Annotated in this window: 24 protein-coding genes and 1 pseudogene; 19 read left to right on the forward strand and 6 right to left on the reverse strand. The window is 66.0% G+C overall.

Going from position 1 to position 22,007, the window contains the following annotated elements:
- Positions 1–86: 86 nt before the first annotated feature.
- The 5 genes from ACO05L_RS02000 to ACO05L_RS02020 all read right to left on the reverse strand — a co-directional run bounded on the left by ACO05L_RS02000 (position 87) and on the right by ACO05L_RS02020 (position 5,584).
- Complete coding sequence (locus tag ACO05L_RS02000) at positions 87–2,156, reverse strand: TonB-dependent receptor plug domain-containing protein (protein ID WP_421730510.1); 2,070 nt, start codon at positions 2,154–2,156, stop codon at positions 87–89.
- 156 nt (positions 2,157–2,312) lie between these two features.
- Complete coding sequence (gene tldD / locus ACO05L_RS02005) at positions 2,313–3,743, reverse strand: metalloprotease TldD (protein ID WP_421730511.1); 1,431 nt, start codon at positions 3,741–3,743, stop codon at positions 2,313–2,315.
- A gap of 94 nt (positions 3,744–3,837) precedes the next feature.
- Positions 3,838–4,620, reverse strand: a complete 783-nt coding sequence (locus tag ACO05L_RS02010; protein ID WP_421730512.1) for a GIN domain-containing protein — start codon at positions 4,618–4,620, stop codon at positions 3,838–3,840.
- Positions 4,617–5,210: a DUF1700 domain-containing protein gene (locus tag ACO05L_RS02015; protein WP_421730513.1), complete on the reverse strand. Its 594-nt coding sequence runs from the start codon at positions 5,208–5,210 to the stop codon at positions 4,617–4,619. Before ACO05L_RS02015 ends, ACO05L_RS02010 begins: the two co-directional genes overlap by 4 nt.
- Entirely contained in the window at positions 5,207–5,584 is a 378-nt protein-coding gene (locus ACO05L_RS02020) for a PadR family transcriptional regulator (RefSeq protein ID WP_421730514.1), read from the reverse strand. Before ACO05L_RS02020 ends, ACO05L_RS02015 begins: the two co-directional genes overlap by 4 nt.
- Before the next feature lie 249 nt (positions 5,585–5,833).
- On the opposite strand from ACO05L_RS02020, the gene coxB reads away from it, so the two are divergent.
- The 19 genes and pseudogenes from coxB to ACO05L_RS02115 all read left to right on the forward strand — a co-directional run bounded on the left by coxB (position 5,834) and on the right by ACO05L_RS02115 (position 21,226).
- Positions 5,834–6,850, forward strand: coding sequence for a cytochrome c oxidase subunit II (gene coxB / locus ACO05L_RS02025; protein WP_421730515.1), 1,017 nt, complete (start codon positions 5,834–5,836; stop codon positions 6,848–6,850).
- Positions 6,851–6,873: 23 nt separating this feature from the next.
- The gene (gene ctaD, locus ACO05L_RS02030) at positions 6,874–8,535 is read left to right on the forward strand and encodes a cytochrome c oxidase subunit I (RefSeq protein ID WP_421730516.1); all 1,662 of its coding nucleotides are present in this window, start codon (positions 6,874–6,876) and stop codon (positions 8,533–8,535) included.
- Between the two features lie 185 nt (positions 8,536–8,720).
- Positions 8,721–9,698, forward strand: coding sequence for a heme o synthase (gene cyoE / locus ACO05L_RS02035; protein ID WP_421730517.1), 978 nt, complete (start codon positions 8,721–8,723; stop codon positions 9,696–9,698).
- A 5-nt stretch (positions 9,699–9,703) separates the two neighbouring features.
- Positions 9,704–9,946 carry a hypothetical protein gene (locus ACO05L_RS02040; RefSeq protein ID WP_421730518.1) on the forward strand — a complete coding sequence of 81 codons (243 nt, stop codon included), beginning with the start codon at positions 9,704–9,706 and terminating at the stop codon, positions 9,944–9,946.
- Complete coding sequence (locus tag ACO05L_RS02045; protein ID WP_421730519.1) at positions 9,943–10,494, forward strand: cytochrome c oxidase assembly protein; 552 nt, start codon at positions 9,943–9,945, stop codon at positions 10,492–10,494. The genes ACO05L_RS02040 and ACO05L_RS02045 overlap by 4 nt, the downstream gene beginning before the upstream one ends.
- 52 nt (positions 10,495–10,546) lie before the next feature.
- Positions 10,547–11,425 (forward strand): cytochrome c oxidase subunit 3, encoded by an 879-nt coding sequence (locus ACO05L_RS02050; RefSeq protein ID WP_421730520.1) that lies wholly within the window; start codon positions 10,547–10,549, stop codon positions 11,423–11,425.
- Positions 11,426–11,553: 128 nt separating this feature from the next.
- On the forward strand, positions 11,554–11,868 hold the full coding sequence (locus tag ACO05L_RS02055) for a DUF983 domain-containing protein (protein ID WP_421730521.1): 315 nt from the start codon (positions 11,554–11,556) through the stop codon (positions 11,866–11,868).
- On the forward strand, positions 11,865–12,587 hold the full coding sequence (locus tag ACO05L_RS02060; RefSeq protein ID WP_421730522.1) for an SURF1 family protein: 723 nt from the start codon (positions 11,865–11,867) through the stop codon (positions 12,585–12,587). Before ACO05L_RS02055 ends, ACO05L_RS02060 begins: the two co-directional genes overlap by 4 nt.
- A 47-nt stretch (positions 12,588–12,634) precedes the next feature.
- Positions 12,635–13,846 carry a M16 family metallopeptidase gene (locus ACO05L_RS02065; protein WP_421730523.1) on the forward strand — a complete coding sequence of 404 codons (1,212 nt, stop codon included), beginning with the start codon at positions 12,635–12,637 and terminating at the stop codon, positions 13,844–13,846.
- A 70-nt stretch (positions 13,847–13,916) separates the two neighbouring features.
- Complete coding sequence (locus tag ACO05L_RS02070; RefSeq protein WP_421730524.1) at positions 13,917–14,528, forward strand: GNAT family N-acetyltransferase; 612 nt, start codon at positions 13,917–13,919, stop codon at positions 14,526–14,528.
- Between the two features lie 18 nt (positions 14,529–14,546).
- Positions 14,547–16,217, forward strand: coding sequence for a putative bifunctional diguanylate cyclase/phosphodiesterase (locus ACO05L_RS02075; protein WP_421730525.1), 1,671 nt, complete (start codon positions 14,547–14,549; stop codon positions 16,215–16,217).
- 44 nt (positions 16,218–16,261) lie between these two features.
- Complete coding sequence (locus ACO05L_RS02080) at positions 16,262–16,516, forward strand: type II toxin-antitoxin system ParD family antitoxin (RefSeq protein WP_421730526.1); 255 nt, start codon at positions 16,262–16,264, stop codon at positions 16,514–16,516.
- Positions 16,513–16,833 carry a type II toxin-antitoxin system RelE/ParE family toxin gene (locus tag ACO05L_RS02085; RefSeq protein WP_421730527.1) on the forward strand — a complete coding sequence of 107 codons (321 nt, stop codon included), beginning with the start codon at positions 16,513–16,515 and terminating at the stop codon, positions 16,831–16,833. Before ACO05L_RS02080 ends, ACO05L_RS02085 begins: the two co-directional genes overlap by 4 nt.
- A pseudogene (locus ACO05L_RS02090) lies at positions 16,830–16,958 on the forward strand (DUF72 domain-containing protein); the annotation flags it as partial. The gene ACO05L_RS02085 and the pseudogene ACO05L_RS02090, both read left to right, overlap by 4 nt.
- 52 nt (positions 16,959–17,010) lie before the next feature.
- Positions 17,011–17,640 (forward strand): Imm26 family immunity protein, encoded by a 630-nt coding sequence (locus tag ACO05L_RS02095; protein ID WP_421730528.1) that lies wholly within the window; start codon positions 17,011–17,013, stop codon positions 17,638–17,640.
- Entirely contained in the window at positions 17,570–18,322 is a 753-nt protein-coding gene (locus tag ACO05L_RS02100; protein ID WP_421730529.1) for a DUF72 domain-containing protein, read from the forward strand. Before ACO05L_RS02095 ends, ACO05L_RS02100 begins: the two co-directional genes overlap by 71 nt.
- A 121-nt stretch (positions 18,323–18,443) precedes the next feature.
- Positions 18,444–19,514, forward strand: coding sequence for an NAD(P)-dependent alcohol dehydrogenase (locus ACO05L_RS02105; RefSeq protein ID WP_421730530.1), 1,071 nt, complete (start codon positions 18,444–18,446; stop codon positions 19,512–19,514).
- Positions 19,515–19,626: 112 nt separating this feature from the next.
- Positions 19,627–20,352 carry an acetoacetyl-CoA reductase gene (gene phbB, locus ACO05L_RS02110; protein WP_421730531.1) on the forward strand — a complete coding sequence of 242 codons (726 nt, stop codon included), beginning with the start codon at positions 19,627–19,629 and terminating at the stop codon, positions 20,350–20,352.
- 49 nt (positions 20,353–20,401) lie between these two features.
- Positions 20,402–21,226 carry a DUF4908 domain-containing protein gene (locus tag ACO05L_RS02115; protein ID WP_421730532.1) on the forward strand — a complete coding sequence of 275 codons (825 nt, stop codon included), beginning with the start codon at positions 20,402–20,404 and terminating at the stop codon, positions 21,224–21,226.
- 7 nt (positions 21,227–21,233) lie between these two features.
- Here the strand turns inward: ACO05L_RS02115 and gloB are convergent, their stop codons facing one another.
- On the reverse strand, positions 21,234–21,962 hold the full coding sequence (gene gloB, locus ACO05L_RS02120; RefSeq protein WP_421730533.1) for a hydroxyacylglutathione hydrolase: 729 nt from the start codon (positions 21,960–21,962) through the stop codon (positions 21,234–21,236).
- Between the last annotated feature and the right edge of the window lie 45 nt (positions 21,963–22,007).

Consider the following 22,007-nt stretch of genomic DNA (forward strand, 5'->3'; position numbering starts at 1 on the left):
CGCCCGGTCGCCTGAACAAGGAGAAGGGGCGGAGCCAGTCTGGCTCCGCCCCTTTTTTTGTCCGTTCGTGAGGCCTGCCTGTTGGATCAGAAGGTCTTGCGCAGGCGGACCTGGAAGAAGGTCCGCGGGTCGATGTAGCGGTTCTCGACGAAGGCGATGGGCCGTTCCGGCGTCCGGTCGGCATAGGCCGTGCGCTGGACGTCGAAGGTGTCCCAGATGTTCAGCTGGGCGCGGATCGCCAGGGTCGGCGTGGGTTTGTACTCGGCGAAGAACTCGTAATAGTCCTTGCCCTTCCAGCCGTTGGTCTCGTCGGGATAGTAGCTGGCCTGACCCAGGCGCGGGATCCAGTTGGCGCCCCACTGCAGTTTCCACGACACGATGTCCTGTTCGAAGCCGAGGTTGGCCTGGGTCGGACGAATGCCGGAAATGGGGCGGCTGCGACCCGTGGTGGGGTCGGTGACCTCGGTCTTGTTCCAGTCGTTACGGAAGCTGAAGCGTCCGCCCGAAATGCCCAGCTTCTGCGTCGGCACGGTCAGGGTGACCGATAGCTGGTCTAACGTGCCGTCGCCGATATTGCCCGTCGCCGACAGGTCGTTTTCCAGCGGCAGCTGGTCGATCACATCGATGATCTCGTCGTGGCGCAGGCCGATCTTCAGCGCGCCGTCGCCCCAGAACCGGCCCTCGTAAATCAGTTCGCTGATCCAGCGCTGCTCGGGCTCCAGGTCGACGTTGCCGCCGAACACGTTCTCGTCCTCAAGGTCAGCCGAGGCGGCGAAGTCGCCGAAATCGAGCTGGCCCAACTCACGCTCGAAGCGGAACTGCAGCTGGTTGTTGGCGACCGGGGTCCAGGTGGCCAGGAAGCGCGGCTTGGCGAAGACGAAATTCTTTTCCTGATCGGCGTCGCCCGACTGGGTGATGGTGGAGGCCTCGACCCGCAGGCCGCCTTCGACCGTCAGGCGCGGGCTCAGCCGCCAGGTGGCCTTGGAGAAGACCTCGCCGCGCACCTCCTCGACCTTCACCGAGGCCGAGGGCAGGGGAACGTCGGCTCCGCCGACGCTGTAGGCCTGGGCGACCTCCAGCATGTTGTAGGCGACCTCGGCTCCGGTTTCGAGCGTCAGGTTGGCCGAGCGTTCGTGGCGCAGCAGGCCCCTCAGGATGGTCTCCGACGACTTGCCGTCAGCGCTGAAGACCTGTTCCGGATCGGCGACGCCGCCAACGCGGATGTTGTTGGTCGAGTTGTTGTCGAAATCCTCGAACGAATGGATCAGCCGGGTTTCCAGCTTCCAGCGGGCGGACAGCGGCCGGGTATAGACCACGCCCAGTTCGCCATTCGTCGCGTCTTCCGCGTAGGTGCTTTCGCGCAGCACGGTTGGCGAGGTCTGGGTCTGGATGCTGTTCCAGTCATTGCCGCCAAGGCGTCCGGTCAGGTCGATCTTGCCGCCCGCGAACGGGCCGGCCCAGGCAGCGCGGATGTTGCTGCCGCCGCCGTAGCCGTCGTTGTAGTGGGTCTCGTCGCGGATGATGTCGCCGGCGGCGTTGCGGCGGATCACCCGGCCCTCGCCGTTGGAATCGCTGGTGCCGATGCCGTCGCTGAGCGAGACGCTCCAGGTGCGGTCCCCCTGGGTGCGGGTGTACTGATAGGAGCCGCCGAACACGTCCTGGCCGCCGTCGAAGAAGACGCCGTTCCAGGTCAGGATCGACTGGCGGCTGTCCTGGGTTTTCAGGATCACGTTCACGATGACCGCATAGCCCTGCATGTCGATGCCCGGGGCGCCGCCGCGGATCAGCTCGATGCGCTCGACCTGATCGGCCGGGGTGCGGCCCAGGACGTTGGAGACCGTATCGCTCTTGGACGCCGGGCGGGCGTTGTTGATCAGGGCGTTGCCGACCGCGCCTTCGAAGCCGCGCGATCCCGACCCGTCGTTCAGCGAGAAGCCCGGCACCCGGTTGACCATGTCCTGGGCGGTGTTGGGGCGTTGCGCGGCGAAGAAGTCCGGGGTGAAGACCAGGACGCCGCGCTGGCTGGCGTCGCTCAAGGGCGCCTGGGCCTCGGGGCCGGTCGGGACGGGCGCCTGGGCGACCTGGGGTTCGTCGGCGAAGGCGCTGGTCGAGGCCAGCATCATCGCCGTTGTGGCCAGCAGTAGGGTCTTGGTCATCGCCGCTCGTCCTGTTCTCGTTGCCGGATGAATGGCCCAGCGATGCGGCCCTCTTCCAGTTACAATCCGGACAGGTGGATTAAATCGATGACAGGAACGACGGATTTACAGATGACGAATCTGTAATGTTAACCTCTATACTTGAAGTCCCGCTGTTTATACGGCGGTGCCGCCCACGGTCAGGCCGCCCATCTTGAGCGAGGGCTGGCCGATGCCGACGGGGACGCCCTGTCCGGCCTTGCCGCACACGCCCACGCCGGGATCGAAGGCGAAGTCGTCGCCGATCATCTGGATATGGGTCAGGGCCGTGGCGCCGTCGCCGATCAGGGTGGCGCCCCGCACCGGCGCGGTGATCTTGCCGTCCTCGATCAGATAGGCCTCGGTGCACTGGAAGACGAACTTGCCGTTGGTGATGTCCACCTGGCCGCCGCCGAAGTTGGCGGCATAGAGACCGCGCTTGGTATTGGCGATCATGTCGGCCTTCGAGTCCTTGCCGCCTTCCATGAAGGTGTTGGTCATGCGCGGCATCGGCATATGGGCGAAGGATTCGCGTCGGCCGTTGCCGCCCGCGCGCTGGCCCATCTGACGGGCGCTGAGCCGGTCGTGCATCAGCCCGACCATGATCCCGTCCTCGATCAGGACGTTGCGCGAGGTGGGCGTGCCCTCGTCATCGACGGTCAGGGAGCCGCGACGCCCGGCGATGGAGCCGTCGTCCACGACGGTGACGCCGGGAGCGGCGACCCGCTTGCCCATCATGCCGGTGAAGACCGACGAGCCCTTTCGGTGGAAGTCGCCCTCGAAGCCGTGGCCGATGGCCTCGTGCAGCAGCACGCCGGGCCAGCCGGCGCCCAGGACCACGTCCATCTCGCCTGCGGGACAGTCGACGGCGTCCAGATTGACCAGGGCGGTGCGCAGGGCCTCGTCCACCTGGGCCTGCCAGCGCTCGGGCTGGATCCAGGTGTCGAACGACGCCCGGCCGCCGGCGCCGGTCGAGGCGCTTTCGCGACGGCCGTTCTGCTCGACGGTGATGGAGACGTTCAGCCGCACCAGGGGCCGGATGTCGTTCACGCTAAGGCCGTCGGCGCGCAGGATCTCGATCTGGCGGCGCTCGCCGACGATGGAGGCCGAGACCTGAACGACGCGCGGGTCGCGGGCGCGGGCCCAGGCGTCGATCTCGCTCAGCAGGGCGATCTTGTCCGAGAAGGCGGGCGCCGCCAGGGGATCGACGGCGTCATAGAGCTTCTGGTTTGTGGCGCGCGGCCCTTCTGCCGTCACGCCCGCATGGCCGCGCTTGGCCAGGGCGGCGCTGTCGGCGGCGCGGCGGATCGCGGCGGCGGAAATCTCGTTGGCGTGGGCGTATCCGGCGGTCTCACCGGCGACGACCCGCAGGCCGAAGCCTTCGGAGGCGTCATAGGCGGCGGACTTCAACCGACCGTCGTCGAACACCAGGGCCTCGGATTCCGAGCGCTCCAGGAAGAGTTCGCCGTCATCCGCCCCGACGAGCGCGGTCTGGAGGATGGTCAGGGCCTCAGAAGGATCGACTCCTGCGGTCTGCAGGATGGGCGGGGTGGCGGTGTGAACGGTCATGACCGTTAGATAGGGACTTGATCGCCGTTCGTCACGATCTCTCCCCCGCCGATGTGGCGGGGGAGAGGGGTTCGTGTGCGGGGCGCGGCTATCCTCAGTTCTGGCGAACCCCGCCCGAGCCGGTCAGGCTCTGGCTCAGCGTGGCGGGGCGGGTCGCCAGTTCGACATCGCCCGAGCCGGAGATCGAGACCTTGGCCGAGCCGGTCGGGGCGATCCGGGCGTCGCCGCTGCCCGACAGGGTGACATCGGCGTCGACCGCCGCCAGGTCGTCGAGATCGGCGTCGCCGGAGCCCGTGATGCTGAGCTTCAGCGCCCGGACCCGGCCCGCGCCCTCGACGTCGCCCGATCCGGACTGGTCGATGGTCAGGCTGTCCTGGTCATAGTCGCGCAGGGTCAGGTCCGAGGATCCGCGCAGGTCGAAGGTGTGGATGGTCGGGGCGGTGACGACCACGCGCACCTGTTCGCTGTCCACCCAGACGCCGCGCCCGTCGGCGTTGCGTCCAAAGACGATCCGCTCGTTGTTAGGGCCTTCCGCGTTCAGCATGGTCAGGCGATTGCCGTCCAGCCGGATGCGGTTGACCAGGTCGGCGGCGCCCGTGATGACCACGCCCGGGGTTGCACCCTGGACGTATTCGACGTCGGCGGACATCTCGACGATCAGGCTGTCGCCGCCGGTCCAGGCCAGGGTCTTGGTGGTTTCCTCGATGCGGCGGTCGTCGGCGCGGTGGATCGAGACGGACGACCCGTCGTCGTCCTTGAAGGTCCAGGCCCAGCCGTGGCGGGCCATGTCGCGCCCGCCCAGGGCCGCAGCCCCGCCCAGGGTGACGACGGCCAGGACCAGGGCGGCCCCGGTGATGATGAGAAGCGTGCGGATCATGCCGGGTCTCCCGAAGTCGAGTTGGCGGGTTGAGGGTCGAGGGCCGGCTTCAGCAGCCGGTAGTGGAGCCGGGCGAACCAGATCAGGGCGTCGATCAAGAGCTTGGTGACGACCGCCAGCAGGGCCGCAAAGGCCACGCTCAGCGCCATCAGGCCCAGGCCGCCCAGGAAGGCCGCGAAGCCGCCGCCTGGGAAGCCCGAGAAGGGCCCGGCCACCATGACTGCGCCGCCCGAGACGAACAGGGCGATCACGGCGATGAGGAAGCCGAACAGGGTGCCGATCACCCCCATCAGGATGGGCAGCAGGATGATCAGGTCGATCGCGCCCAGCCCCAGCACCGCAAAGACGGCGCCCGCTGCGGCCGAAGGCGTCTGTTCCTGGCGCCAGCGTTTGACGCCGGCCTCCGCCTTCAGCTCGCGGGCCAGGCGCTCGGGATCGCCCAGGGCCTGGGCGACATCCGATTCGGACCGGCCGGCGGCGACGCCGTCGTCGAAGTGGGCTTCATAGTCGTTGACGATCTCGGCGGCCGAGGCGACCGGCATGCCGACCAGCCCCTTCTTGAGCCGGGCGAGGAAATCGGCGCGCGTCATTGGGCGTCTCCGGTTTGCAGGGTGGGCGTGACGTCTGGGGCGGCCAGGGGCGCGGGGGCATCCAGAATGGCGTCCACGGCCTGGGTGAAATGCGCCCAGTCGGCGGTCTGGACCGCCAGTGCGGTTCGGCCGTCGTCGGTCAGGCGATAATATTTACGCGAGGGGCCGGCGGTCGATTCGACCAGATAGGTCTCGACCAGGCCGTCGGACTGCATCCGCCGCATCAGCGGGTAGATGGTGCCTTCGCCCATGTCGATCGCGTCCGACAGGCGGCTGGCGATCTCGTAGGCGTAGCTGTCGGCTCTCGCCAGCAGCGCCAGAACACACAGTCCCAGCACGCCTTTCTTCAGCTGTATCTCGATGGTTTCGGGCACGATTGCGTCTCCTGTGATATCGGATCGGTATCGCAAGGTACTGGTTGGTGCAAGGTAGCTGTCGAAACATGACAGCGATTTAATCGATGTCCCTGACGCCCGTGCGGCTTCTTGGCGTCCTTGATCGCTTGGCAAGTGGCTATCGAGCCGATATGGACCGCCCCAGAAACGCCACGTCGAGAGATGTCGGCGGGGCTTGCGACTCGCTCGCAAATGCCTGTTGCAGATGGGTTTAAGAGGATTTTCCGCATGGAACTGGGCTCCAATGCCCTGAGGACCGCCAGAGGCGCAGCCGCCTCGTCCGTTCTCGCTGTGTCGCTGGGCGTGTTCGCCGCGACTCCGTCCTGGGCTCAGGACCTGATGGGCCAGCCGACTCCGGGCGGCATCGATCTGCAGCCCGCAGCATCGCCGCTCAAGTACGAGGCGATCTGGTTCCACAACGTGATCCTGCTGCCCATGTGCATCGGCATCAGCCTTCTGGTGCTCGGCCTGCTGGGCTGGATCGTCATCCGCTACAACAAGAAGTCCAACCCGACGCCGGCCCGCTGGAGCCACAACACCCTGATCGAGGTGATCTGGACCGTGATGCCGGTGCTGATCCTGGTCGGCATCTCGCTGTTCTCGTTCCGCCTGCTGTTCGCTTATCACGACATGCCGACGCCGGACCTGACGGTTAAGGCCACGGGCAACCAGTGGAACTGGGGCTACGAATACCCGGACCAGGGTATCAGCGAATACATCTCCAACATGCTGCCCGAGGACGAGGCCAAGGCCCGTAACGTGCCGTATCGCCTGGCCGCCGACGAGCCGATCGTCGTGCCGGTCGGCAAGACCGTCCGCGTTCTGGTCACCGCCTCCGACGTCATCCACGCCTTCGCCCTGCCGGCCTTTGGTCTGAAGACCGACGCCGTCCCCGGCCGGGTCAACGAGACCTGGTTCCGCGCCGACCGCACGGGCGTCTTCTACGGCCAGTGCTCCGAGCTGTGCGGCGTCGACCACGCCTTCATGCCCATCGAGATCCACGTCGTGACCGAGGCCCAGTTCGCAACCTGGGTCGCCTCCAAGGGCGGGACCATGACGCCGAAGTCGCCTGAACAGGCTCCGGGTGGAACGGCGGCCCAGGTCGCAGCCGGAACCGACGGCGCCGCGACGGCCGTTGACGCCGCTGCAGCCGCTGCGCCCGGCGCCATCCCGACCGCCCAGACGGCGACGACCCCGACATCTGCGCCGACGACGGCTCCCGCCGCCGCCCCGGCAGCACAGTAAAGCTACGAAGAGCGCGCTCAGACATGGCCACCGACATCACCGCAGATCACGCCGCTCACGCGGATCATGACCACAAGCCGGGTTTCTTCACCCGCTGGTTCCTGTCCACCAATCACAAGGACATCGGCACCCTGTACCTGCTGTTCGCCATCATGGCGGGCATCGTTGGCGGCGCCATGTCCGGCCTGATCCGCTGGGAACTGGCCGAGCCGGGCATCCAGATCTTCAAGGAAGGTTCGGGCGTCTATCTGCTCGGCCTCGTTGAGCAGTCCAAGCACGGCTATAACGTGGTCGTCACGGGTCACGCCCTGGTCATGATCTTCTTCATGGTCATGCCGGCCATGATCGGCGGCTTCGGCAACTGGTTCGTGCCCATCATGATCGGCGCGCCCGACATGGCCTTCCCGCGCATGAACAACGTGTCGTTCTGGCTGCTGGTCGCGGCCTGGGTGCTGCTGATCATGTCGCTGTTCGTCGACGGCGGACCGGGCAAAGGCTTCGGCGGCGGCTGGACCATCTATCCGCCGCTCTCGACCAAGGGCCACACGGGACCGGCCATGGACCTGGCGATCTTCTCGCTGCACATCGCCGGCGCCTCCTCGATCCTGGGCGCGGTCAACTTCATCACCACTATCTTCAACATGCGCGCGCCGGGCATGACCCTGCACCGCATGCCGCTGTTCGCCTGGTCGGTTCTGATCACCGCCTTCCTGCTGCTGCTGAGCCTGCCCGTCCTGGCCGGCGCCATCACCATGCTGCTGGCCGACCGCAACTTCGGCACCTCCTTCTTCGACCCGGCCGGCGGCGGCGATCCCGTCATGTTCCAGCACCTGTTCTGGTTCTTCGGTCACCCCGAGGTCTACATCCTGATCCTGCCAGGCTTCGGCATCATCTCGCACATCGTCTCGACCTTCTCGCGCAAGCCCATCTTCGGTTACCTGGCGATGGCCTACGCCATGGTCGCGATCGGCTTCGTCGGCTTCATCGTGTGGGCGCACCACATGTACACGGTCGGCATGAGCGTGAACCTGCGCGCCTACTTCATCGCCGCGACCATGATCATCGCGGTGCCGACGGGGGTGAAGATCTTCAGCTGGATCGCCACCATGTGGGGCGGTTCGATCACCTTCAAGACGCCCATGCTCTGGGCCATCGGCTTCATCTTCCTGTTCACGGTCGGCGGCGTGACCGGCGTGGTCCTGTCCAACGCGGGCATCGATTACAGCCTGCACGACACCTATTACGTCGTGGCCCACTTCCACTACGTCCTGTCGCTGGGCGCCGTGTTCGCGATCTTCGCCGGCTTCTACTACTGGTTCGAGAAGATGTTCGGCGTGAAGTACAACGAGTTCCTGGGTGCGGCGCACTTCTGGATCATGTTCATCGGCGTGAACATCATCTTCTTCCCGCAGCACTTCCTGGGTCTGCAGGGCATGCCGCGTCGCTACATCGACTATCCGGACGCCTTCACCTTCTGGAACCACGTCTCGTCGATCGGCTATGTGATCACCATCATCGGCGTCCTGGTCTTCCTCATCATGCTGATCGAGGCGGCCATCCGTCGTCGCCCGGGTGAAGCCAACCCGTGGGGCGAAGGCGCCACGACCCTGGAGTGGACCCTGTCCTCGCCGCCGCCGCACCACCAGTTCAACGAGCTGCCGGTGGTCAAGGGCGACGAACACTAGTCCGACTAACGACACCAAACGGGGGCCGCTCTTTCGACATCGAAGGGGCGGCCTCTGGTCTTTGGGGTTAACGCTTCCGGCGCGGTCGCCCGCGACTTGAGGCAATCTCCCGCGCTACCGCTTGCGACGCGGTCGCCCGCTACTTGAGCCCGGTGCAATGTGCTAACGGCTCGTCCGAAATCGAGATGACAAAGACCACTGCCGACACCCTCCTGACCACCGCCCAGCCGGAAGACTATTTCCAGCTGCTGAAGCCGCGCGTCATGTCGCTTGTGGTGTTCACCGGCGCGACCGGCCTGGTCGTGGCGCCGGGATCGATCAATCCCTTCGTCGCCGCCATCGCCATCCTGTGCATCGCCGTCGGCGCTGGCGCTGCGGGCGCGCTGAACATGGCGCTGGAGGGCGAGACCGACGCCCTGATGCGGCGCACCCGCGGGCGCCCCGTCGCCGCCGGCCGGGTCAAGAAGAACGACGCCATGGCCTTCGGCATCGTGCTGTCGCTGTTCTCGGTGATGCTGCTGGGCATGAACACGAGCTGGTTCGCGGCCGGTCTGCTGGCCCTGACCATTGTCTATTACGCCGGCTTCTACACCCTGATGCTGAAGCGCCGGACGCCACAGAATATCGTCATCGGCGGGGCGGCGGGCGCCCTGCCGCCCGTGATCGGCTGGGCGGCGGCGACCGGCTCTGCGCCCTGGCAGGCCTGGGTGCTGTTTCTCATCATCTTCCTGTGGACCCCGCCCCACTCCTGGGCCTTGGCCCTGTATTCGGCCGGCGACTACGCCAAGGCGGGCATCCCGATGATGCCCGTGGCCCGAGGCGCGAAATCCACCCGGCTGCAGATCCTGATCTATTCCCTGATCTTCGTGCCCGTGGCCGTCGCCCCGGCCCTGATCGGCATGGCGGGCTGGATCTATCTGGCGGTCGCGGGCGTGGGCGGTCTGGGCTTCCTGGGCCTGGCCTTCCGTCTGTGGCGCTCGCGCGCCGGCGACGAGAGCGACAAGGACACCGTGGGGCGAGAGGCCGCATTGTATGACGTGAAGGCGCAGGCCAAACCGGCCCGCAACCTGTTCATGTTCTCGATCCTTTATCTGATGGCCCTGTTCTCGGCCCTCCTGGTCGAGACCCTGTCGGGCGTGGCTCCGATCACCGCGAGTTTCTGACCCTCATGACCCAGACACCTGATTTCCACCGCCTGACCCCTACCGAGCTGGCGACGCGCAAGCGGCGCAACCTGTGGATCGCCCTGGGCCTGGTGGCCTTTATGGTCCTGCTGTTCACCACGACGTTCCTGCGGATGATGCAGAACCAGAAGGCCGCGCGCGAGGCTAATGCCGCCATTGTCGCCGTGGCCCCCCAGGTTCCCGCACCGGCGCCGACCCAGGCCCCGGCTCTGGAGGTCGCGCCATGAGCCGCTCCAACCTGATCGCCCTGATCTGCGCCCTGGGCGTCATGGCCATGACGGGCGCCGCCTTCGCCGCCGTGCCTCTGTATCGGATGTTCTGTCAGGTCACGGGTTTCGACGGCACGGTCCGCAAGGCCGAGGTCGCCCCTTCGGCCGACCAGGTGCTGGACCGGATGGTGACCATCCGCTTCGACACCAATGTCCGCGACCTGCCTTTGACTTTCCGCGCCGAGCAGACGACCCAGCGGGTCCGGATCGGCGAGACCGGCATCGCCTATTTCGACGTCACCAACACCTCGGACAAGCCGCTCAAGGCCGTGGCCTCGTACAATGTGGTGCCGGAATATACAGGGCCGTATTTCCAGAAGCTGCAGTGCTTCTGCTTCGACGAACAGACCATCCCGGCCGGCGAGACCATGAAGTTCCCGGTCCAGTATTTCGTCGCTCCGGAGCTTGCCACCGACCGGGAAGCCAAGGGCGCGACCGAAATCACGCTCAGCTACACCTTCTATCCCGCGAAAGACGCCGCTTCGGCCTCTGGCGCAGCGACCTAGCCGACGCTATAGCCAACACCGACTTCTCGACGCCGCACAGAGACCGACCCCGATGGCCGACCACCACGCTGCTCCGCAACACGATTATCACCTGGTAGACCCCAGCCCCTGGCCGCTGTTCTGCTCGGCGACCTGCGTGGTCATGATGGTGGGCGCCGTGGCGTGGATGAAGGGCGTCTTCGGCCTGCCGGAAGGCACCCACTGGCTCTTCTTCACGGGCCTGACCGGCACCCTGCTGGGCATGGGTCTGTGGTGGGCCGATGTGGTCAAGGAGGCCAACGCCGGCGACCACACCCCGGTCGTGGCCATCGGCCTGCGTTACGGCATGGTGCTGTTCATTGCATCCGAGATCATGTTCTTCGCGGCCTTCTTCTGGATGTTCTTCGAGATGGCCATCTTCAACGAGGCCCGCGCCCATATCCCTGAAGTCGCCACCTGGGCCGATACCGCCAAGGCCTGGTCGACCTGGCCGCCCAAGGGCGTCGAGGTGCTGAGCGCCTGGCACCTGCCGCTGCTGAACACCGTGACCCTGCTGCTGTCCGGCTGCACCGTCACCTGGGCGCACCACGCGCTGCAGGTCGGCGATCGCAAGGGCGCCAAGATCGCCCTGTTCATCACCATCGCCCTGGGCATCTTCTTCACCGCCATCCAGGCCTACGAATATTTCGAGATCCTGCACGAGAACCTCTTCTTCAGCGAGGAAGCGGTGAACTCGGGCCTCTATGGGTCGATCTTCTTCATGGCCACGGGTTTCCACGGCTTCCACGTCCTGATCGGCACCATCTTCCTCGCCGTCTGCCTGATCCGCCTGCTGAACGGCGCCTTCACGCCCAAGCAGCATTTCGGCTTCGAGGCCGCTGCCTGGTACTGGCACTTCGTCGACGTGGTCTGGCTGTTCCTGTTCGCCTTCGTCTATGTGGCCTTCGGCTGAGGCCATTGGACCAAGACCAACCTTCGAATACGTCTGAAACGGCCCGGGAGGTTTCCTCCCGGGCCTCTTCTGCTTTGAAGGGGGAGGGGGCGAGCGCCGTTCGGATCCATCCGGTCAGGGCTGGCCTTATGGGCCGCTGTCCCCATTGCGGTCAGGGCCGGCTGTTCAGCGGCTTCCTCAAGGTATGCCCGACCTGCCAGGTCTGTGGCTATGACCTGGGCCGGATCGAGACCGGCGACGGCCCGGCCACCTTCATCATGCAGATCGCCGGCGGCATCGTCGTGTTCAGCGCCCTCTATGTCTACATCGCCTATCGTCCCCCGATCTGGCTTCTGCTGGTGGTCACCCTGCCGCTGGTGCTCGGCCTGTCGCTGGGCTTGATGCGGCCGGGTAAGGGGCTGATGACGGCGCTTCAGTACCGTTCGGTCGAGGGCTCCCGATGAAACGCTTTCCTTGGCTGCTGACCTTGTTCACGGTCCCGGCCCTGGCCTTCCTGATCGGTCTGGGCGTCTGGCAGGTGCAGAGGATGCACTGGAAGGAAGGCCTGATCGACCAGGCTGAGCTGGCCGCGACGGCGCCGCCTGCGCCTATCCAGTCGGTGCTGGCCGAGACAGATCCGGAGTTCCGCAAGGCGTTGATCGTCTGTCCTGGTCTGCCCACGGCGGCCTTCGTGGAGTTGCAGTCTATCCATGACGGCCAGGCCGGCTCGCGCCTGATCTCCCTGTGTCGCGCGCCTGGCGTGGACACCCCCTTCCTGATCGACAGGGGCTTCGTCGCCGACACGGTGTCTGCGCGACCTCGCACGGCCGCCTCGACCTTGCCGCTGTCGCTGCTGGTCGAACTGAGGCGCACGCCCAAGGCCGGGGGCGGCATGACCCCGGCGGCCAGCGCCAATCGTTTCTACGCCCGCGACAGCGTCGCCATCGGCCGCGCCCTGGGCGCCGAGCGGGTGTCGGAGTTCACCCTGTTCGCCCTGGCCTCGACCAACCCTGAGTTCGGCGCCCTGACTGCTTCGGCGCCGCCCGCAGCCTTCGCCAACAACCATTTCGGCTATGCCCTGACCTGGTTCGGGCTGGCCATCGCCCTGGTCGGCTTCTACCTGGCCCTGGCGCGGCGCCAGATGACCGCGAAAGACCAAATGTCTTCGAAAGATCCATCCTGACCACTCTGCACACCCTGTCCAACGGAGTCCGCGTCGTCTGCGACCCCATGCCCGGCCTGCGCACCCTGGCCCTGACCGTGGCCGTTCGCGGCGGCGCGCGTTGGGAAAGCGAGGCCCAGTCCGGCTGGTCGCATTTGCTTGAGCATCTGGTGTTCAAGGGCGCGGGTGACATGGGCGCACGCGACATCGTCGAGCGGATCGAGGCCGAAGGCGGGTCCATCAACGCCGCCACGGGCTATGAGCGCACCAGTTTCGAGGTCCGGGCCCTGGACGGTTCTCTTCCACTCGCCATGCAGGTGGTCTCGGATCTGGTGTTCCGCCCCACGCTCGACCCCGCAGAGATCGAGCGCGAGAAGGACGTCGTCGGCCAGGAGATCGCAGAGGCCTTCGACACGCCTGACGACCATGTCTTCGAGATGGCCCAGACCCGCGCCTTCGCCGGACAGTCGATGGGCCGGCCTATCCTGGGATCGATCGACAGCCTCAAGCCGGTCACGCGCGAGACCATTTCGGACTGGCGCGCCAGACTCTATTCCCCCGACCGGATGGTGGTCTCGGTTTCGGGCGCCGTGAACGAGGCCGAACTGCTGGCCCTGGCCCAGCGCTGGTTCGGCCAGGCGAAGGCCCAGCCGGTCGAGGCGCCGCAACAGGCCCGGTTCGTGGGCGGCGCCGCCACCCTGTCGCGCAAGATCGAACAGGCCAATGTCGTGTTTCAGCTGCCCTCGCTCAGCGCCACGGACCCCATGGCTCCGGCCATGCGGCTGTTCTCCGAGATACTGGGCGGCGGGATGGCCTCGCGCCTGTTCCAGAGCGCGCGCGAGCAGCGCGGCCTGGCCTATGCCATCGATTCCTACGACGAAGCCTATGAGGATACGGGCTTTCTGGGCGTCTACGCTGGGGCGGCAGCCGACCGGGCGGTGGAACTGGCTCAGGTCTGCGCCGCCGAGATTCGCGCCCTGGCCCAGGATGGCCCCACGCCGGCCGAGCTGTCGCGCGCGAAGGCGGTGCTGAGGGGCAGCGTCTGGATGTCGGACGAAAGCCCCGCCAGCCGTGCGGGCCGCAACGCCGCCCAGACCCTGATCCACGGCGCTCCCGTGGCGTCCGATGTCAGCGTGGCCCGGCTGGAAGCGGTCACCGCCGAAGACCTGCGCGCCGTGGGCCAGCGCGTCCTGGCGCCCGGCCTGGCGGCGACGGCGGTTCTGGGGCCCAGGGCGGCCCACGGGGCCGGGGCGGCCTTCACAGCCCGGCTGTATGCCTAGATCGGTCAGGACTTGAGGTCTGATTTCCGATCTCGCCAACGGCCCGTTCAGCGCGCTAGACTTCCCAGCCATGGCCCTTCTCGACTGGATGGCGGATGCGACCGGGTTGACGGTCGAGGGTCGCGGCGTGCGCCTCAGGCCGCCGCGCGCATCCGACTATGCCGACTGGGCCGATCTGCGCGAGGCGTCGCGGGACTATCTTCAGCCGTGGGAGCCGGCCTGGCCGGAAGACGACCTGAGCCGGGCCGCATATCGCCGACGCCTGTCTGTCTATGCGCGTGAAATGGACCTGGGCAACGCCTGGCCCTTCTTCATCTTCGACCAGAGCGGCCGGACCCTGATGGGCGCCATCACCCTGTCCAACATCCGCCGTGGCGTCGCCGAGACGGGGACCCTGGGCTACTGGATCGGCCAGCCCTATGCCGGAGAAGGCCACGGGACGGCGGCCGTGACGGCCATGGCCAATCACGCCTTTCACAAGGTCAAACTGCATCGGCTTGAGGCGTCCTGCCTGCCGACCAACCACGGCTCGCGTCGGGTTCTGGAAAAAACCGGCTTCCGGCTGGAAGGCGAGGCTCGGGCTTATCTTAAAATTAACGGCGTATGGGCAGATCATCTGCTGTTCGGCCTCCTGGCAGGCGAGGTTCGCAACCCTGCGGACGTCGAGACTGGCAAGCCGTAGAAGGGTACTGTCCTCCCCGTGACCACGACGCGATCCAGATCCCTGGCGTGGGACGCGACGACGGCGATCGAGGCCCTGGCCGCGGCCGACACGGCGCTGTGGATATGGACGCCTGCCGAGGATCAGATTCGCTTTACCGGCGCTACCCGCCCCCTGGGTCTGGGTCCGCTGGCGCCCGATTGCACCGGCGCCGCCTTCATCGCCGTGGCCCTGCCGCAGGATCGCTCCCTGGCCGAAAGCCTGCTGAAGCCGCGCGAGGAGGGTTCCGAGATCGCCGTGCGCCTGCGAATGCGCGGCTCCGAGACCTGCCTGTGGCGCGGGGTCTGGCTGGAGGACGGCCTGCGCGCGGCGGGCGTGGTGGCGCTGGAAACAAAGTTCGCCGGGGCGGGCAAGGATGCTCTGACGGGCCTGCTGGACCGCCGGGCCTTCCTGTCGCGCGCCGCCGACACCCTGACCCGGCCGGGCGAATACGATCTGGTCGTCGCCGACGTCGACCGCCTGCGCCGCCTGAACGAGGCGTTGGGCCACGAGCGCACGGATCTGGTGCTGTCGTCGCTGGGCTCGCGCCTGGCCGCCGCCTTCTCGGCCGACGCGTCCCCGGCCCGGATCGGCGAAGACGAGTTCGCCATCCTGGCTTCCCGCACCGGCTCGAACATCGCGGAGCGGGTGCGCGAGGCCATGGAGCAGCCGCTGCGGGTCGCGGGATTCGACATCTATCCCACCGTCTCGATCGGTTCGGTCACCTGCGAGGGCGGACCCGATGCGCCGGACGCCGCCGAACTGCTGCGCCGGGTCGAACTGGCCGTGGGTCAGGCCAAGGGCGCCGGTCGCTCAGGCGCCGCCGCCTATGGCCGATCGCTGGAGAGCGACAGCCTCAGCCGCCTGGCGCTGGAGGCCGACCTCAGGAACGCCTTCGTGCGCGGCGAGATCGAGCCCTTCTATCAGCCCATCGTCAACCTCAACACCGGCGCCGTCGCCGGGTTCGAGGCCCTGGCCCGCTGGCGTCACCCCAAGCGCGGTCTGGTGCCGCCCGACGAATTCCTGGGCCTGACGGACGAGATGGGCCTGATGAACGACCTGGGCCTGATGATGATGACCCAGTCGGCGCGGCAACTGGCCGACTGGCTGCGACGCCACCCCCGCGCCGGCAAGCTGTTCTGCAGCGTCAATCTGTCGGTCGGCGAGATCGAGCGCGCCAACCTGGTCGAGGACGTCGAGCGCATCATCAAGGAGACGGGCCTGCCCAAGGGCGCCCTGAAGCTGGAGGTGACCGAGGGCGACATCATGCGCGACACGGCCAAGGCCGCGGTGATCCTGCAACGGCTCAAGGATGTCGGCGCCTCGCTGGCGCTGGACGACTTCGGCACCGGCTTCTCGTCCCTGTCCTATCTGGCGCGCCTGCCGTTCGATACGCTGAAGATCGACCGTTATTTCGTGCTGACCATGGATACGGACGAGGGCTCGGCCAAGATCGTCAAATCGGTCGTCAACCTGGGTCGCGACCTGTCCCTCGAAGTCGTCGCCGAGGGGGTCGAGAACGCCACTCTGGCCAAGCTGCTGCTCGACGCCCAGTGCCACTATGGCCAGGGTTTCGGCTATGCGCCCGCCCTGCCGGCCCAGGAGACCGAGGTCTATCTGAACGAAAGCCTGTCCGACGGCGCCGCGCCGATCAAGCAGCGGTCGGCCTGAACGCTCAATTTGACAAAGATTGCCATCGGGCGGACCCTGTCCCCATGGCGACGATGAACATCTCTCTGCCCGATCAGATGAAGGCCTGGGTCGAGGCTCAGACGGCGGATGGCCGTTACTCGAACTCCAGCGACTATGTCCGCGATCTGATCCGCCGCGAGCAGATGAAGGCGGACAAGATCGCCAGTATGCAGAGGCTGATTGATGAGGGGCGGGCGTCGGGGATCAGCACCCGCAGCATGGCCGACATCCGGGACGAGGCCCTGGCGCGTATCGCATCGCGCGAAGCCGCGGCTTGAGCCGCTTTCGCACGACCAATGAGGCGGATGAGGACCTGATCGCCGCCTATATCCGAGGTCATGATCGGTTCGGAAAAAGCCAGGCGGATCGCTATCAGGATGGCCTTGAAGCCACGTTTCAAGGCTTGGCCGAGCATCCGCAACGGGTTCGGCTGAGGATGGAGTTTCATCCGCCGATCCGCGTATTTGCATACGGCAGTCACGTCATCCTTTATGATGAGGAGCCGAACGGGATAGTCATTGTGCGCGTGCGCCACGGGCACGACGATTGGCAGGGCGACCTGGACAACCGGAGCGCGGCAGAGGACCACTCATGACAGGAAGAATCTACACAGGCATCGGCGGCTGGACCTACGAGCCTTGGCGCGGGGTCTTCTATCCGTCCGATCTGACGCAGAAACGCGAGCTGGAATATGCGTCGCGGGCCCTGACCTCGATCGAAACTCTACTATACGGCCCTACACTTTCCCAATCGCCGACCTCGGACGTCGCTTATGGGTAGCTCGGAGCCGAAAACACCGCGTGACCCCAAGCTCAAAGGAAAGCGGATCGCCGTTAAAGCAGGCGCCGTTTTTGAAATGCCCGTTCCAGACGGCCGACGGGGCTACGGGATTATCATTGTTGGCGGCGGCGTTCCCTATGTTGTCATCCTCAAGACCCTCCACGAGAAACGACCTCCTCTTCCCGATTTAGACTCCGATGAGATCGCCCTTGTCGGATGGACAATGGATTCACTGATCTACCACGGTCGCTGGACGATCATTGGGACCGACAACGGCCCACCACGGGATGTTCCGTTCCCCAACTTCAGGGTCAATGTGGCGGGCGTCCTTCAGACCACCGATTTTCAAGGCAAGGTCATAGGACCGAGTCGACCTGACGAGATTGCCCTGCTCGACAATCAGTTCAGCAGCTCTCCGTCGATCTATCAGGACGCTTTGATGGCTTTGAACGGGATTGGTGAGTGGAAAAGCCATTTCGATAAGCTGCTACCCGAATATGCGCGGGCGCGGATGACCCGGCGTTCGGACGAGACAAGACAGGAGAAGGTCGATGACCGGAACTATCAGAGTGGGCATCGGCGGCTGGACCTTCGAACCCTGGCGCGGCGTCTTCTATCCTGAAAAGCTAAGCCAGAAGCGCGAGCTGGAGTACGCCAGCTCGAAACTCAGCAGCATCGAGATCAACGGCACCTATTATTCCGGGTTCAAGATCGACACCTGGATGAAGTGGCTGAACGAGACGCCCGATGACTTCGTCTTTTCGGTCAAGGCCAGCCGGTTCTGCACCAATCGCAAGGTGCTGGCGGACGCGGCCGAGAGCGTTGGTCGCTTCCTGGATCAGGGGCTGACGGCGCTGGGCGACAAGCTGGGGCCGATCAACTGGCAGTTCATGGCGACCAAGAAGTTCGATCCCGTCGATTTCGAGGGCTTCCTGAAACTGCTGCCCAAGGAAAAGGACGGCGTGCGCCTGCGTCACGCCTTGGAGGTGCGCAGCCCGACCTTCGAGACCGAACAATTCTATGATCTGGCCCGGAAGTATGAGGCCGCCATCGTCTATGCCGTCGACGACGAATCTCCGACCTGGCCCCGGATCGACCAGCAGACGGCGGACTTTACCTATGCGCGGCTGATGTCGAGCCGCGAGGACGAGCCCACGGGCATGACGGGCGATGAGTTGGCCGGGATCGCGGATCAGACACGGGCCTGGGCCGAACGCGGCGATGTCTTCGCCTATTTCATCGCCGGGGCGAAGGTCCGAAACCCGGCGGCGGCGCAGGCGTTGATCGCGCGGCTGAAATCGTAGGTCCGCCCGCCACGATGACGCGCGTGGCCGCCTTGCGGTCAGATGGTCGAGACCACATTCTATTAAAAGACAATCAGGCCTGGCCGCTTTCCAGGCTTCGCGCCCTTCCAAGGACATCGTCATGCCCATCGCCACCCGCGCCTTCGCTGCGACCAGCGCCAAAGCGCCGCTCGAGCCCTACAGCTTTACGCGGCGCGATCCGGGACGCGACGATGTGGTCATCGACATCAAGTTCGCCGGGATATGTCACTCAGATCTCCACGCCGTAAACAACGACATGGGCAATGCACGCTATCCGCTGGTGCCGGGACACGAGATCGCAGGTCTGGTGACCGCGGTCGGCGCGGATGTGACGAAATTCAAGATCGGCGACCGCGTCGGCGTGGGTTGCATGGTCGATAGCTGCCGGGTCTGCGCGCCCTGCAAGGCCGGCGAGGAACAGTACTGCGTGCCCGGTTTCACCGGCACCTACGGCAATGCCGACAAGCACAGCGCCCAGTCCGGCGAAGCCATCACCCAGGGCGGCTATGCCGATGTGATCGTGGTGGACCAGGCCTATGTCCTGAACATCCCCGATTCCATTCCGCTGGACGCTGCGGCGCCTCTGCTCTGCGCGGGGATCACCACCTATTCGCCGCTGAAGCACTGGAACATCAAGCCGGGCTCGAAGGTGGCGGTCGTGGGTCTGGGCGGCCTGGGTCATATGGCCGTCAAGCAGGCCGTGGCCATGGGGGCGGAGGTCACCGTCCTGTCGACCTCGGACCGCAAGAAGGCCGACGCCGAGCGGATGTGCTCCAAGCACTTCCTCATCAACTCCGACAAGGATGCGATGAAGGCCGCCGCCGAGAAGTTCGACCTGATCATCAACACGGTCTCGGCGACGCACGAGATCGCCAGCCACCTGCAGCTGCTGGCCCACGACGGGACCATGGTCATGTTGGGCCTGACGACGGAAGCCCTGCCGGTGTTCGCCGTGCCGCTTCTGTGGCGCCGTCGTTCGGTCGCCGGCTCGCTAATCGGCGGCATCCGCGAGACCCAGGAGATGCTCGATTTCTGTGCAGAGCATGGTCTGGCCTCGGACATCGAGGTCATCGCCCCGTCGCAGATCAACGAAGCCTATGCGCGGCTCGAGAAATCCGACGTCCGTTATCGGTTCGTCATCGACATCTCGAAGCTGGACCAGGCGGCCTAGCTACAGCGCCTCGACGGCGTGAATGCCGTCTTGCGCCTAACGCGCGCCACGCTAAGGTTTTTCCTGACAAGGCTGCGCACCAGACGCAGCCGAACGGACCAGGAATGCGAGCATGACGAGAGTGGCTTTGGTCACGGGCGGGACCCGGGGCATCGGCAAGGCGATCGTTCAGAGGCTGAAGGAGGACGGCATCGCCGTCGCCGCTGGCTATTCGGGCAATGACGCGGCGGCCGAGGCCACAGCGCGCGAGCTGGGCGTCATGGTGGTGAAGGGCAATGTCGGCTCGTTCGAGGACTGCGCCCGCGCCGTCGCCGACGTGGAGGCCGAGCTGGGTCCGATCGACATTCTGGTCAACAACGCCGGCATCACCCGCGACGGCTTCTTTCACAAGATGAGCTCGGAACAATGGTCCGACGTCATCCGGGTGAATATGGACTCCGTGTTCAACATGACACGGCAGGTGATCACCGGGATGCGAGACCGCAACTTCGGCCGCATCGTCAACATCTCCTCGATCAATGGCCAGAAGGGCCAGGTCGGCCAGACCAACTATTCCGCCGCCAAGGCCGGGATGATCGGCTTCACCAAGGCGCTGGCGCTTGAAAACGCTCGCAAAGGCGTGACGGTCAACTGTATCGCGCCCGGCTATATCGACACCGAAATGGTCGGCGCCATGGATCAGAAGGTGCTGGATTCCATCATCGCCCAGATCCCGGTCGGCCGTCTGGGCAAGGGCGAGGAGATCGCCGACATGGTGTCCTGGCTGAGCGGCGAGCGTGCTGGATATGTCACAGGATGTACCCTGTCGCTGAACGGCGGACAGTATCTCGTCGGCTGAACACCGATCTGCCCAAAATCCGCCGGGGTGGGGATGCACGTCTGACGGCATGAGTTGGAGCAACCGGGTCACGACGGCGCAGAAGCCTGTCCTGGCGACAATGGCGGTCGCCAGTGTCGTTCGACTCGTTGTCGGCTCCCTCACCTTTGCAAGCCTGACCCTCGCCGCCCTGCCGGCATCTGCGGCTCAGGTCCAGGCCAACGCCCAGGCCCAGCAGGAACGGGCCACCCGTCCGCCCCCGCGCCCCGGTCGCACCCTGCCGTCCACCGGGCGATATGTCTCTGAGAACGGCGAACGGTTCGTGTTCGATCGCTCCGGGGCCCGGCCGCTGTTCCGGTTCGAAAGCCGCAACGAGACCTGGGTGCTGCGCGCCAGCCCTGCCCCGCGCGGTGACATCATCTATCGCAACGACGCAGGGGATCAGATTTTGCGGGTCACGCCGGACGGGGGGGTCACCCTCTATACGGTGCGAGCGCCCAATGGCACGCCGGCCTCGATGACGGGTCCTGCGCCTGGCCTCGCCCCGCCTGCTGTCACGCCGGCCCAGCTGTTCCGTTTCTCGATCCAGCAGAGCGACCGGATGAGCGAGGCGGTCGGCCATCTGGTCTATGTCACCCTCGATCTGGAACGTCCGGGCCATGAGGCGGCGGTCGCCGAAACCGTGTCGGTGATCTGCGAGGCCGTGCTGCGTCTGGCCCGGTCGTCCACCACCCGCAGCCACGCCGCCGGGATCCGGCGCATCAATGTGGTCGAAGGCACGCGTCCAGGCGCGACCTACGCCAATGGCGTCCTGACCGTGGTGACCAACCCGGCAGACGGAGCCGAAGGGCGTCCGTCCTCGGCGCGCATTATCCGCACCATCGCCAGACCCTAGCGGCCGCCTAGCCCTTGAACCCGTCCTTGGCGGCGCGCCGGGCGGCGAATTCGCCGGCGTCCGCAGCGCGCAGGAAGGGATTGAAGGTCTTTTCGATGGCCAGTGTCGTGGGCTCGGTCGGCTCATCCCGCTCGCGCTTGGCGAAGATGGACCGGGCGTGCTCGGCCATCTCGGGCCGGTCATCCAAGGTCAGGGCGAACCGGGCGTTGGCCGCCGTATATTCGTGGGCGCCGTAAAGCACCGTCTCGTCGGGCCAGGCGGCGATGGCTTGAAGACTGTCCCACATCTGTTCCGGCGTGCCCTCGAACAGCCGTCCGCAGCCCAGGGGGAACAGGGTGTCACCGACGAAGGCGATGGCCTCGTCACTGGCGCGGAACACGACGTGACCCAGGGTGTGGCCTGGCGTGTCGGTGACCTCGAACCGGGTCTGGCCCAGCATGACGACGTCTCCGCCCGCGACGACCCGGTCCAGGGGCGCGGCGCGGCGGACCTCTTCCGGGCCGACGATCTCGCATCCGGTCGCGGCCTGGACCACAGCGTTGCCCTGGGTGTGATCCGGGTGCCAGTGGGTGTTCAGGATCAGGTCGATCCGCCCCCAGCCCAGATCGTCCAGAGCCTTCAAGATGGCGTCCCCGTCCGGCGTGTCGATACAGGCCACAGCCCCGCTCGCGTCGTCGCGGACCAGAAATCCGTAGTTGTCGCTGAGGCAGGCGAACAGATGGACGGTCAGGGACATGATCGGGTTCCGGCATTAAGGCTGTTCGCGAGCGACGGGCGCTGT

The organism is Brevundimonas sp. (assembly GCF_965227765.1).
GTDB lineage: Bacteria > Pseudomonadota > Alphaproteobacteria > Caulobacterales > Caulobacteraceae > Brevundimonas.